Annotated in this window: 11 protein-coding genes and 1 pseudogene; 9 read left to right on the top strand and 3 right to left on the bottom strand. The window is 62.0% G+C overall.

The features are described from left to right. The first annotated feature begins 439 nt into the window (after positions 1 to 439). Entirely contained in the window at positions 440 to 1594 is a 1155-nt protein-coding gene (locus IVB18_RS17740; RefSeq protein WP_247990317.1) for an OpgC domain-containing protein, read from the top strand. A 146-nt stretch (positions 1595 to 1740) separates the two neighbouring features. Then, positions 1741 to 2808, top strand: coding sequence for an adenylate/guanylate cyclase domain-containing protein (locus IVB18_RS17745; protein ID WP_247990318.1), 1068 nt, complete (start codon positions 1741 to 1743; stop codon positions 2806 to 2808). Between the two features lie 23 nt (positions 2809 to 2831). Here IVB18_RS17745 and IVB18_RS17750 read toward each other — a convergent pair whose 3' ends face one another. Further along, complete coding sequence (locus IVB18_RS17750) at positions 2832 to 3785, bottom strand: AraC family transcriptional regulator (RefSeq protein ID WP_247990319.1); 954 nt, start codon at positions 3783 to 3785, stop codon at positions 2832 to 2834. 523 nt (positions 3786 to 4308) lie between these two features. On the opposite strand from IVB18_RS17750, the gene IVB18_RS17755 reads away from it, so the two are divergent. From IVB18_RS17755 to IVB18_RS17785, 7 genes are all read left to right on the top strand, one after another. Then, on the top strand, positions 4309 to 5961 hold the full coding sequence (locus IVB18_RS17755) for a fatty acid--CoA ligase (RefSeq protein ID WP_247990320.1): 1653 nt from the start codon (positions 4309 to 4311) through the stop codon (positions 5959 to 5961). A 60-nt stretch (positions 5962 to 6021) separates the two neighbouring features. Beyond that, positions 6022 to 6495, top strand: a complete 474-nt coding sequence (locus IVB18_RS17760; protein ID WP_247990321.1) for a MaoC family dehydratase — start codon at positions 6022 to 6024, stop codon at positions 6493 to 6495. Positions 6496 to 6497: 2 nt separating this feature from the next. After that, complete coding sequence (locus tag IVB18_RS17765) at positions 6498 to 8201, top strand: alpha/beta fold hydrolase (protein ID WP_247990322.1); 1704 nt, start codon at positions 6498 to 6500, stop codon at positions 8199 to 8201. A 67-nt stretch (positions 8202 to 8268) separates the two neighbouring features. Next, positions 8269 to 9129 carry a poly(3-hydroxyalkanoate) depolymerase gene (gene phaZ / locus IVB18_RS17770; protein WP_247990323.1) on the top strand — a complete coding sequence of 287 codons (861 nt, stop codon included), beginning with the start codon at positions 8269 to 8271 and terminating at the stop codon, positions 9127 to 9129. 38 nt (positions 9130 to 9167) lie between these two features. Next, positions 9168 to 9596: a TIGR01841 family phasin gene (gene phaP / locus IVB18_RS17775; protein ID WP_247990324.1), complete on the top strand. Its 429-nt coding sequence runs from the start codon at positions 9168 to 9170 to the stop codon at positions 9594 to 9596. 106 nt (positions 9597 to 9702) lie between these two features. After that, a complete protein-coding gene (locus IVB18_RS17780; protein ID WP_247990325.1) occupies positions 9703 to 10920 on the top strand; it encodes an acyl-CoA dehydrogenase family protein in 1218 nt (405 codons plus the stop codon). An 874-nt stretch (positions 10921 to 11794) separates the two neighbouring features. Further along, the gene (locus tag IVB18_RS17785) at positions 11795 to 12055 is read left to right on the top strand and encodes a reverse transcriptase domain-containing protein (RefSeq protein WP_247991666.1); all 261 of its coding nucleotides are present in this window, start codon (positions 11795 to 11797) and stop codon (positions 12053 to 12055) included. Here IVB18_RS17785 and IVB18_RS17790 read toward each other — a convergent pair. Both IVB18_RS17790 and IVB18_RS17795 read right to left on the bottom strand, forming a co-directional pair. Then, positions 12032 to 12241 (bottom strand): annotated as a pseudogene (locus tag IVB18_RS17790) (adenylate/guanylate cyclase domain-containing protein); the annotation flags it as partial. The gene IVB18_RS17785 and the pseudogene IVB18_RS17790 sit on opposite strands and share 24 nt — an antisense overlap. Positions 12242 to 12462: 221 nt before the next feature. Next, complete coding sequence (locus IVB18_RS17795; protein WP_247990326.1) at positions 12463 to 12672, bottom strand: hypothetical protein; 210 nt, start codon at positions 12670 to 12672, stop codon at positions 12463 to 12465. Positions 12673 to 12698 lie beyond the last annotated feature (26 nt).

Raw genomic sequence — 12698 nt, forward strand, 5'->3', positions numbered from 1 at the left:
GACAGATCGAACGCGCGTTGACGCCTTGGCTAGCTCCATGGCTGAACGAAAACCTGATGCGCGGCCGATCGTCGCCGATCATCCGCCCATGCGAGCCAGGCGCAAGAAGGCCCGGGCGGCTCCATCGGCTCATGTCGCTAGAGCCCGTAGCCCCAATGAACTCCAGGGATCGAGCGAGGAGTGCTGTTGGTTTGAGTCGACGGACAGGCGAGCAATGTCGAGAGCTGCATCACGCAAGCGCGTCGCGCGTCGTGACTCATGGACAGGATGGCATTTCCCGGAGGCAAATTGAAAGTCAGGGCTGTTCTGCCAGCCTCGCATCTTGGTCTTTCTGCTGAACTCACGCGCAGCATGCGCACGATTGTACAATACGGGCAGTCATGGGCCGTTATGCTTGGGGCGATCAGGTGCCTCGTGCTGGAGCTTCGGTGCATTGACGATGAAGATTCTCGCTACGCTCCCGTCGAAGGGCCGAGATCTCCGGCTGGACCTGTTCCGAGGCGTGGCCAATTGGGGAATCTTCCTCGACCATATCCCCAACAACATCGTGAACTGGGTGACGACGCGGAACTACGGCTTCAGCGACGCCGCGGATCTCTTCATCTTCATTTCCGGCTACACCGTCGCCTTCGTCTTTGCGCGGATGATGCTCGAACGTGGATTTATCATCGGTGCGACGAGGCTGCTGAAGCGCGTCTGGCAGATCTACATCGCCCACGTCTTCCTCTTCGTGCTTTACCTCGCCGAAATCGGATATGTCGCGCAGCGATCTGGTAACTCCGGTTTCACCGATGACTTCAACATCCGGGGCTTCCTGGCAAATCCGGCGCAGTTCTTGTTCGAGGGGCTGATACTTCGCTTCAAGCCGGTGAACATGGACGTGCTGCCGCTCTACATCGTGCTGATGGGCGTCTTCCCGCCGATACTTTGGCTGATGCTGCGCAGACCCAACATGACCCTGGCCGCTTTGGCCTTGCTCTATTTGATGGCCAGGCACTTCGGCTGGAACCTCCCGGCCTATCCAACTGGCCTCTGGTATTTCAATCCATTCGCATGGCAGTTTCTGTTCACGTTTGGGGCCTGGTTTGCGCTTGGTGGATCGGCGCAGGCAATGCCGTTCATCCGGTCGCGTACCGCGTTGGTGCTCGGCACCACCTATCTTCTGTTTGCTCTGATCATGACAATGGCGGCCCGGTTTGACGAACTGCGGGCACTGATCCCACCGGAGATCTACGGCGCCTTCAATCCGAACGACAAGACCAACCTCGCGCCTTATCGCCTGCTGCACTTCGTTGTGTTCGCGTTCTTTGTCGTTCGTCTGCTGCCACGCGATTGGCCGGGGTTGGAATGGGCGATCTTTCGGCCCGCAATCAAATGCGGTCAGCAGTCGCTCGAAGTGTTTTGCGCCGGGATATTCCTGTCCTTTGCTGCACATGTCGTGTTGGTCGAGGTTTCCGGCGCAATCTGGATGCAGATTGCGGTCAGCATTGTCGGCATCCTGATGATGACCGCGCTTGCGTACTACCGATCCTGGTCGAAGAGCGCTGACAAAGCACCGGCGAAGGCCAAGCCGGTCGCCGCGGTGGCGGGTTGAGTGCCGGGGGCCGCGTTGGGAACACCAGATTCGGCCGGCGGCCGTGTTCCAGGTCTCGTCCGATCGGCGATGCGCGAATTTGCTGACGTGCCGGCTTCTGGCTCCGGCATAGGCAGCAGATCCGACGAACGAAAAGCGATGGTTCGATGCTGCGCTATCTTATCGGGCTCCGTTCCCTTCCCGTGGCGGCCGCGCTCGCGATCGGCATTTTTCTTGTTGACACGCTGACGTCCCTCCACTTTGCAGTGGCGTCGCTCTACGTGACTGTTGTCTTGATTGCCGCTCATGACCTTCGTCGCCGCGGCATCGTGATCACGGGCGTCGCTTGCGCACTTCTTACGGTCCTCAGCTACATGCTCATGCACGGACTTGAGGCGGATGGAGCCGCCCCGTTGCGGTTTGCGGTGAGCCTGGTTTCGATCCTGATTGCCACCATCCTGGTGCTCCGGAACGTTTCGGCAAACCTGCGCGTCAAGGAAGTTGAGCAGGAACGGGCAAACCTTGCTCGCTTCTTCTCGCCGAAAATTGTCGACCAGCTTGTCGGCATTCATACGCCCTTCTCTTTCGCACGCCGTCAACCCGCCACTGTCCTGTTTGCCGACATGATAGGCTTTACCGCGTATTCGTCGGGAAAGCCTCCAGACCTCGTCATCGGCATGCTGCGCGATCTGCTTCACCTCCTGAGTGAGGCGGTTTTCTCCAATCACGGATCGGTCGACAAATATCTGGGTGACGGGCTCATGGCATTTTTTGGTCCGCCCCTGACGAGTCGGCGAGATGCCACAAACGCGGCTCGATGCGCGCTGGAAATCGTGAACGCAATCGAATGCCGGAATCAGCAGCGCATCGGCTGCAACGAGGACGCCGTCCGCATCGCCGTCGGCATTCACTACGGCGAGGTCGTGCAGGGAGATGTCGGCAGCGAAAGGCGGCTCGAGCTCACCCTGGTCGGGGACACCGTGAATATCGCGAGCCGCGTTGAATCTTATTGCCGAATTCTCGATGCTCCGGTGCTGGTGACCGGTCAATTCTTGGAGGCGCTGTTGGCAGAGGGGAGTCAGGATCTTGCGAAAGCGTTTGTCGACGAAGGTGTCCACGTCTTGCGCGGTTGCAAGGAGCCGATCCGCCTCCTTAGCGTGAGAGGCGAGCGAAAGGCTGCCCAGCGACCGGACGACAGGCTGGTTTGCAGCCGTCCGGCGGATGAAGTCGGGTGAAATGGATGGGCGAGCCAGGTGGCCTATTCTGCCCTGATGTCGCTTGGCGCCTTGTTCGTCCATCGATGGAACGCGCGACGGAAATTCGCGGCGTCGCTGAATCCGAGCGCCAGGGCGATGTCATCGTTCGAGAGCCTGGTCGTGCGGAGATACTTCACCGCAATTTGGGTGCGGAGCTCATCCAGCAAGCCGCGATAGGAAAGACCCTGCTGCCGAAGCTTGCGGCGCAGGGAGCGGTCGTTCATGCCGAGAAGCCTGGCTGCCTCCGAGGAGGTTGGTGGGTTGGCGATATCGGTCAGCAGAAGTTCGCGAACCTTTCCGGCGACGCCGATTCGCAAAATCAAATCGTCGAGCAGGTCATCGCATAGCGCGACGATCGACGGATAGGTGGTTTTGTTGCCGAGACTTGCCTCCTGCTCCAGCCATGTGGAGCGGAAAACGATCTTGTTAGCGGGTTTCGCGAAGCCAATGCGACATCGCAGTTCGTCTTTCGGAAAGCCGGCGTCTCCGACGCCCGGGTAGGCGAGGCAGATCTCGTCCGGAGCGAACGCGGGACCCATGACGTCGCGCATCAGCGAGATGTGTATTCCGATCTGCATCTCGGTGATGAACCGATACAGCGCGGGGTCCGTCGTGGCGTGCAGATTGGGCTCGATGGACCAGGTGGCGGATCCGTTCTCCTCGCTGAAGCTGATCGCAGCCAAGGGTGCGGCGAGCATGTGGTACCGCGTCGCGAACTGCATCGTCCTGCGAAAGTCGGGACAGCACAGGATGGCAAAACCGTACATCCCGTAGGTCGAGATATGGATGGATGCGCCGATCCGATAGGCGAGATGCGGATCCCTCGAGAGCCGGACGGCATTCTTGCAGGCTGTCAGCAATTGCTTGAGCGAGATCCGGGTTTTCGAGGAATACACCTCCTTCGCCGGCAGATTGACGTTCTTCAATATCTCGCTGGCCGGGTGCCCCTGGTTCAACAGCATGTCGAACAGCGCGGCAAGCTTGGTCGTCTCGTATATGCGTTCGCTTAAGCCAACGATCGGCGATCCTTTCGCCCCGTCCGAGGGCGGTGGTGACGACGGGGAAGAATGATGCTGCCGAATTTTTTGCAATCAGATCCGCCTTTGTAACGGAGCATCCGAAATGGGCGCGCTCCCGTTCACCCTCCAGCCCGTGGCCTCGGCAACGATAGCAGCTTTTTGGATCGTCAGAAGCAATGTCGGATTTGCGGCGCGTCGGCCGGATGACGCGCCGCCGCAAATCGCGAAATGAGCAGCGTTATTCAAGAACGAATGCCGGAGTGGTCGTAACCTGTCCGTTCTGGACCCCGTTGATGTCCGTTTCGGACCTTCACAAACACCACGCGTCACGCGACGGTCGGTGTCCACGTCGGGTGATGGAATCGTCGTGTAAGGGACGACCGGCCGAGGCGATCCGCAGATCATAATTGCGGACGTCGCGAGGAGCCGAGCGCGAGGCAACGTTTCGAGGGAGGCCGCCATGGTGGGAAGGCTGATCCAGGTCGCCAAATCCGCTTATCGATATCCCCTGATTCTCAAGCAGCTATGGCATACCCCGCTGCTGCAATCGCCCGAGCAGGAGATCGTCTATCGCGATCAAAAGCGGCTGACCTATCGGCAGCTCGGAGAGCGAATCGCCCGCCTCGCCTCCGCGCTGAGCCGGCTCGGTATCGAGCCCGGCGACACGGTCGGCGTGTTGGACTGGGACAGTAACAGGTTCCTCGAGGCCTTCTTCGCGATCCCGATGATGGGGGCGGTGTTGCAGACGGTCAACGTGCGGCTGTCGCCGGACCAGATCGCGTATACGATCGATCACGCCGGCGCCTCCACGCTGCTCGTCAACGACGAGTTCGTCGGCTTGCTGGAGGGCATCAGGCCGCAGCTCACGAAGGTCAAGACGCTCGTCGTAATGTCGGATCGTCCCCGAGCCGAGACCGGAAGCCTGCCGTTTGCCGGCGAATATGAGCGCCTGCTCGCCGACGCGTCGCCCGACTATGACTTTCCGGATTTCGACGAGGACACGCAGGCGACGACCTTCTACACCACCGGCACGACCGGCTTGCCCAAGGGGGTCTATTACAGCCATCGGCAGCTTGTGCTGCATTCGCTATGCGAGCTGGCGTTCTTCGGGATGGCGAGCCAGCAGGGCCGGTTCTCGCGCGACGACGTGTATATGCCGATCACGCCCATGTTCCATGTGCACGCCTGGGGCTTTCCCTGGGCCGCGACGCTGGCCGGCGTCAAGCAGGTCTATCCCGGGCGCTATGACCCGGCGATGCTCGTCAAGCTGATCAAGAGCGAGGGCGTCACGTTCACCCACGGCGTTCCGACGATTTTGCAAATGCTGCTGAACGCCGCGGCGGCGACGAAAACAGACCTTGCGGGCCTGAAGATGGTGATCGGCGGCTCGGCGTTGCCGAAAGCGCTGGCGAAGCAGGCGCTCGCCGCCGGCATCGACATCTTCGCCGGCTACGGCATGTCCGAGACCGGCCCGATCGCCGCGGTGGCCCACGTCAGGTCGCGCGACCTGAGCGGCGATCACGACCAGGAGGTGGAGTTCCGGACCAAGGCGGGCATGGCGGCCCCGCTGGTCGATCTGCGCATCGTCGACGAGGACATGAACGATGTCCCCCATGACGGCAAGTCGTCCGGAGAGATCGTGCTGCGCTCGCCCTGGCTGACGCAGGGTTACTACAACAATCCCGAGGGCTCGGAAGAGCTCTGGGCCGGCGGCTACCTGCACACCAACGACATCGCGGTGGTGAGCCCGGGCGGTTACGTCCACATCACCGACCGCCTCAAGGACGTAATCAAGACCGGCGGTGAGTGGGTGTCCTCGTTGCAGATCGAGGACCTGATCACACAATGCCCCGGCGTGGAGGAGGCGGCCGTCATCGGCGTCAAGGATGACCGCTGGGGCGAGCGTCCGCTTGCGCTCGTGGTCAAGGAACCGGCGGAGACAAATGATGTCACCGATGCGATCGTGAAAAGTCATCTCAAGGCGTTCGCCGACAAGGGCGTCATCTCGCGATACGGAATTCCCGAGAAGATCCTCTTCATCGACAACATCCCCAAGACCAGCGTCGGCAAGATCAACAAGAAGGAGCTGCGCAAACGCTACGGCGACATGTAGCCGTTCGACCCCGGGTAGCCGTTCGATCCCGGTCGGCGAAAAGCATCAAAGGAGGAAAACGTGGGCAACCTCACCCTTGCCGGTTTGAGCGAACGAATTGGAGAGGAACTTGGCCTGTCCGATTGGGCCGTGATCGACCAGGCGCGCATCGATACGTTCGCCGCCTGCACCGGCGACCATCAGTGGATTCATGTCGATGTCGAACGGGCGCGCCGTGAAAGCCCGTTTCGCGGTCCGGTCGCGCACGGCTATCTGGCGCTGGCGATGGTGGCTCCGCTGTCGATGCAGGTCGGCGTCATCCCCGTCGACGCCGCGGCCGGCCTGAACTACGGCATCGACAAGGTGCGCTTTCTCGCGCCGGTGCCGGCGGGCGCGCGGGTCAGGCTGCGTGTCGTTCTTGCCGGCGTCGAGCCGAAGGAGCGTGGGCAGGTGGTCATGAAGACCCAGAACACGCTGGAAGTGGAGGGGTCGGAAAAGCCTGCCCTGATCGCCGAGACGCTGGCATTGCTGATTCCCGCGACGGAGACGAGATAGTCATGAGCACGGAAAATCCCGGCCCGACATCATCGCGGGCGGAAATATCCGAGGAGGCATCCAGGAATACGCTGGCGCTCAATCCGCTCGTCGCCATCCAAGGCCAGGATCTGCTCGACAGCGCCGGCATCCTGTTCAAGGCCGTCATCAACGAGCCGAAGGTCGCAACGGAACAGTGGCTCGCCTTCGTCGGCGAGCTCGGCTCCATCGTCGCCGGCAAGTCCGAGCGCGCGCCAAAGGCCGGCGACAAGCGGTTCGCGGACCCGACATGGAAGGAGAGCTCGCTGCACAGCGGCTTGCTCAAGGCCTATCTGGCGTGGGGCGAGGCCGTCAATGGTCTTGTCGACAAGACCAGCCTCAGCGACATCGACAAGGCGCGCGCGCGCCTGGTCACCGAGATCCTGATCGACGCGGTAGCACCGACCAACGCGATGGTGACCAATCCCGCAGCAGTCCGCAAGTTCGTCGACAGCGGTGGACAGAGCCTGTGGCGTGGATTGAAAAACTATTTCGACGATCTCACCCGCAATCGCGGCATGCCGTCGATGGTAGACACCAGCGCGTTCAAGGTCGGCGAGAACCTCGCGGTCACGCCGGGCGCGGTGGTGCTGCGCAACGAGCTGCTCGAGCTGATCCAGTACACGCCGATGACGGCGACCGTCTGGAAGCGGCCGCTGCTCGTGACCCCGCCGCAGATCAACAAATACTACGCGCTTGATCTCTCTCCGGACAAGAGCCTGATCAGATTTTTGCTCGAGAGCGGCATACAGACCTTCGCCGTCAGTTGGCGCAATCCGACGGAGGCACATCGCGACTGGGGCCTGGATACCTACGTCGCTGCGCTCGACGAAGCTGTCGATGCGGCCCGCGAGATCTCCGGCAGTGAAGACATCACCCTGATGGGGTCCTGCTCCGGCGGTATCACGTCGACCGCCTATTTCGCGACCCTCGGCAGCGCAGCCGAGAAGAAGATCAAGAACCTGGTGCTGGCGGTTTGCCTGCTCGATCCCAACTCGGCCGAGGAGAGCACCTTCGGCTGCCTGATGACGCCCGAAACCATGAGCTTGGCCAAGGAGTCCTCGCGGCTGCGCGGCATCGTCGACGGCCACGATCTGGCGCGGATGTTCGCCTGGATGCGGCCCAACGACCTGATCTGGAACTATTGGGTGAACAATTATCTGCTCGGCAACCAGCCGCCGGCTTTCGACATCCTCTACTGGAACGCCGACACGACGCGGCTGCCGGCAGCGCTGCACGGCGACTATCTCGACCTGTATTCCACCAACCCGTTCGTGAATGCCGGCAAGCTCACGCTCAACGACAAGATCGTCGATATGAGCAAGGTGAAGGCCGACAGCTATGTCGTCGCCGGCGTCACCGACCACATCACGCCATGGAAGGGGGTCTACAAGACAGCCCAGATCATGGGCGAGGGCACCACCTTCGTGCTTTCGAACAGCGGACACCTGCAAAGCCTGCTCAATCCGCCGGCCAATCCGAAGGCGTCCTTCATGATCGGGCCAGTCGGTACGGGCTCACCCGACGCGTTCCAGGCTTCGGCCGAAAAGCGGAAGGGAAGCTGGTGGCTCGACTGGCGCGATTGGCTGCATGCCCGCTCGGGCGAGGAAGTGGCGGCGCCTGCTTCGCCCGGCAGCGCGCGCCACCCGGCCCTTGGTGCTGCTCCGGGGACCTACGTCTTTGAATGACAATCCCACCAGCGGGGGCCGGGCCGAACCGGCCGTGGTCGCGAAATCGGGCGGGATCGAAGCCCGAATGATCACGATTGACGGTCAACCGCTTCAGGTCGCGGTCAGGCATGGAAGCGGCCATGGGCCGCCGCTGTTGCTGTTCAACGGGATCGGCGCCAACTGGGAGCTGGCGAGGCCGTTCCTCGAAGCGCTCACGAGCACGACCACTGTCATCTTCGACGTTCCCGGCGTCGGCGGTTCGCCAAGACCGCTGTTGCCATATCGCCCGTCGACGCTGGCACGGCTTGCGGCGGGGCTCGTCGCGGAGCTGGGCTATGCAGAGGTCGACGTCGCCGGCGTGTCCTGGGGCGGCGGAATCGCGCAGCAATTCGCGCATCAATATCCAAGACTGTGCCGACGGCTGGTGCTTGCCGCGACGGCGCCCGGCTTCACCATGGTGCCGGCAAGCCCCTCGGTGTTGTGGAAGATGGCGACACCGCGCCGCTACATCGACAAGGGCTACATGAACAGGATTGCGGCGGACATCTATGGTGGAGCGTTTCGCGACGACCCGTCATTGATCGGCCGGCATGCGGCCGCGATGCATGGTACGCGCAATATCGGTTACCTCTATCAGCTTCTCGCGATGGCGGGCTGGACCAGCCTGCCATGGCTGTGGTCACTGCCGCAGCCGACGCTCGTGCTGATGGGCAGCGACGATCCTCTTGTCCCTCCGATCAATGGTCACATCCTGGCAGGCCTGATCCCGAACGCCGAACTCTGCATGATCGACGATGGGCACCTGTTCCTGGTGACCCGGCCTGCGGAAACCGCGGCGCTGATCGAGGCATTCCTGGCCGATGAGAGCAGGCAGGTCGAGCCGTTATCCTTGCTGTCGCGAACGGCCAGTTACGTCAAGAATCTCATTCCAACGTCCGGGGGCTGACGCCGCCAGTCCTAAGCATAACCACAAGGGAGGATATCATGACGGACACGACCTCATACATCGACATGCTGAGAAAGTTCGGCAGCGATCTCGGCCTGCCGAAGCTGAACGTGGACGAGTTGCTCCAGACCCAGAAGAAGAACATCGACGCCCTCAGTGAAAGCGCGAAATTGGCCGCGCAAGGCGCGCAATCGGTGGCGCAGAAGCAGCGCGAGGTGCTGGAGGCGGGATTGCGGGAGGCGGCGACGCTCGCGCGCGAATACAAGCCGCTCGGCAAGGTTCACGAGAACATCGCGTTGCAGACCGAATTCGCGAGAAAGGTGTTTGAAATCACGGTTCAGGGCGCGCAGGAAAGCGCATCGACCGCGAGACAATCGACCACGGACGCGGTGAAGATCATCCACGATCGCGTGAAGGAGAGCTTCGAGGAGATCCGCGCCAGCGTTCGACCGAACAAATCGGTTTGACGTCACCGTCCAGGATCTGTGACGAGATGCGTCCCGGCGGGAGCCCATCGTGCTGCCGGGTCCACGAAACATCAAAGGAACCTCACCACGCATGAGGGAGGGAACCATGGCGGACCCGCAGGCGACACGGACGGGGAGGCCCGACTATGTGCCACCGCCGATTGAAGGTGACTTCTATCGGATCGCAAGTCTGCTGAACGACAGCGAGCGTGCGCTGGTCCGGCGCGTTCGCGACTTCGCGGAAGGCGTGGTCGCTCCGGTGATCGAAGAATATTGGGGGCGCGATGAATTCCCGTTCGCGATCATTCCGAAGATGGCGGAGACCGGCATCGGTGGCGTCGGTTACCAAGGCTACGGCGCGGCCGGTGGCAGCTGGCTGCTGAACGGCTTCGTCGCCATGGAGCTCGCGCGCGTCGATTCCTCGGTCGCGACCTTCTGGGGTGTGCATACGGGGTTGTCGGCGGGCTCGATCTATCTGTGCGGCGACGAGGCGCAGAAGCAGCGCTGGCTGCCGGCCATGATGCGCTTCGAGAAGATCGGCTCGTTCGGCCTGACCGAGCCCCAGGTCGGCTCCGCCACGTCGGGCGGGATGACGACGACCTGCCGGCGCGAGGGCGACGTTTGGATCCTCAACGGCCAAAAAAAGTGGATCGGCAACGCCACCTTCGCCGACATCAATGTGATCTGGGCGCGCGAGGAGGACACGAACCAGGTCAAGGGCTTCGTCGTCGGGAAGGACAATCCCGGATTCGCGGTCGAGAAGATCAAGACCAAGATGGCGCTCCGCGTCGTGCAGAACGGCCTGATCACCTTGAAGGACTGCCGCGTGCCGGAGACTGACCGCCTCCAGAATGCCAACACGTTCAAGGACACTGCCAAGGTGCTGCGGATGACCCGCACCGGCGTGGCATGGTTCGCCGTTGGCTGTCAGATGGGCGCGTATGAGCACGCGCTGCATTACGCGACCGAGCGAAAGCAGTTCGGCAAGCCGATCGGCGGCTTCCAGCTCGTGCAGGATCTGCTGGTGCGCATGCTCGGCAACGTCACCGCGACCCAGGCGATGATGCTGCGGCTCGCGCAGCTTCAGGACGAAGGCGTGATGCGGGACGAGCATGCCTCGCTTGCCAAGGCGTTCTGCACCGTCAAATGCCGCGAGACCGTTGGCTACGCACGCGAGCTGCTCGGCGGCAACGGCATCCTGCTGGAGAACCACATCGGGCGGTTCGTGGCCGACGCGGAGGCGATCTATTCCTATGAAGGAACCAGGGAGATGAACACCCTGATCGTTGGCAAGTCCATTACCGGACTGAGCGCCTTCGTCTGATACCAAAGGGACGCCGTCGCGACTTGCGCACAGCATCGTGCGTCGTCCTATCCCGGAGAGTGCCGTCCTTGGCGGACCCACTCCGACGGTCAGATCGCAACCTGAAGCAAATGTCGGTATCGGTGGTTGCGCCTCCCCGATTTGAAGTGCGTCAGGAGAAGCTCATGATGTCTAGCGGATGAAAGTTCTGCCGAGGTAGGTCTTAGCCAGACGCCTCGTAGCGAGTCTTGGGTCCAAACCGGTAACGGCAGGACCAAGCGTAGACAGCAAGCGCGCAGGGTGTGTATTGGGCCACGTAATGGGATCGTCGCGGTCGCCGAGGCTGCTTCAAAAATCGAAGGCAACACCGGGATCTGCGCTAAAGGCGAGCAGGTTTTGGGCCGCCGGGGTCGGAGACCACATCACGCGCGCACAGAAATCATGGGAACCTGAGAAGCCCTGTCGTGTGCTCCGGCTCGTCACCGGAGGGAGAACTGGCCGAGCGAAAAGCAGAGGCCGTTCCCAAGGCACGGCAGGGTGGCGGATCGGGGCGTAGTACTGTCGATGGCGGCGAAGGCAACGAGTCGACCGGAGGGAAGGCCCCGACTGATGGGAAACTCCGGTGAGCAGGCACGGGACCGGACACAGAGCCGGGTCATCCTGTCAGCCAATCTCACCAGGGTGAATGAGGCGGCCAAACGGTCGCGCCAGACCAGGTTTACGGCGCTGCTGCACCACGTTGACGTCGCTGCGCTCGAAAGGGCGTATCGACGGCTGCGGCGGCAGGCGGCGCCCGGGGTAGACGGGGTGACAGTGGAATCCTACGGGCAAGACCTCGAAGGAAATCTTCGCGATCTAGCTAGCCGACAGGGTCCATGGCGGCCACTATCGGCCGTTGCCGGTTCGCCGGACGTACATCCCAAAGGCCGACGGCGGTCAGCGGCCTCTTGGCATCCCCGCGCTGGAAGACAAAATCGTCCAGGTCGCGGTGGCGGAGGCCTTGAGCGCCATCTATGAAGCCGACTTCCTCGATTGCTCCTTTGGCTTCCGACCCAGACGCAGTGCTCATCAGGCGCTGCGGGTGGTGCGCGAAGCCATCACGACGGAGCCGGTGAACTGGGTACTCGATGCCGACATCCGCAGCAAACTCAATTAGCAAGCCATCGCCGGTTGTCTTAACGAGGCGCCCGCGATGGGAGGCGATGGCGGGGTCAACGATAGCCTTTCTGGCAGCCTTTAGTCGTGCCAGCGTGCCTTCCTCGTCTAGACCCATAAGGCGGCTATAACCCGCCACATCCGCAGCCAGCACAGCCGCCAGCCGCCTTTCCACCCGTTCGCCCATCAAGGAATTGCCCCTAGATTGGTGATTTCGGTCGCAAGGCATCAAAGCACATCGGGCGGCTGCCGGGCTAGGGTCGACTTCCGAGATAGGTCACAACCGGTAACGCTCGGATCGGGCATATGGTTTCCGCTTCGCGCCCCTGAGCCCATATCTGCGCGGTTTATGGATACAGCCTAAACAAATGGCCCCGACGTATTCCACGCCGGGGCCCTTCAAGATCATCAGGCCGGGATCATCTTGCTGGTCGAACCGTAGCCCGGATCGCGGTCGCCCGTGACTACCGCCTCGACCCGTCCGCCATCCGGCAGCTCGCCCAGGAAAAGAATGTCGTAGAAGCCCTTCTCGCGTTCGTCCCGAGTCGGACCTGCGCCGGGATTGAGACCGCCGGTCCGGAACAAGGAAACAATCGTGGCGAACGTCTCAGTCGTCACGCGACCGATTTCCCCAAATCCCGGCG

Source organism: Bradyrhizobium sp. 186 (assembly GCF_023101685.1).
Classification (GTDB): Bacteria; Pseudomonadota; Alphaproteobacteria; order Rhizobiales; family Xanthobacteraceae; genus Bradyrhizobium.

Coding starts and splice junctions, on each gene's coding strand:
- IVB18_RS17740 (WP_247990317.1), top strand. CDS start 440: ATGAAGATTCTCGCTACGCTCCCGTCGAAGGGCCGAGATCTCCGGCTG.
- IVB18_RS17745 (WP_247990318.1), top strand. CDS start 1,741: ATGCTGCGCTATCTTATCGGGCTCCGTTCCCTTCCCGTGGCGGCCGCG.
- IVB18_RS17755 (WP_247990320.1), top strand. CDS start 4,309: ATGGTGGGAAGGCTGATCCAGGTCGCCAAATCCGCTTATCGATATCCC.
- IVB18_RS17765 (WP_247990322.1), top strand. CDS start 6,498: ATGAGCACGGAAAATCCCGGCCCGACATCATCGCGGGCGGAAATATCC.
- phaZ (WP_247990323.1), top strand. CDS start 8,269: ATGATCACGATTGACGGTCAACCGCTTCAGGTCGCGGTCAGGCATGGA.
- phaP (WP_247990324.1), top strand. CDS start 9,168: ATGACGGACACGACCTCATACATCGACATGCTGAGAAAGTTCGGCAGC.
- IVB18_RS17780 (WP_247990325.1), top strand. CDS start 9,703: ATGGCGGACCCGCAGGCGACACGGACGGGGAGGCCCGACTATGTGCCA.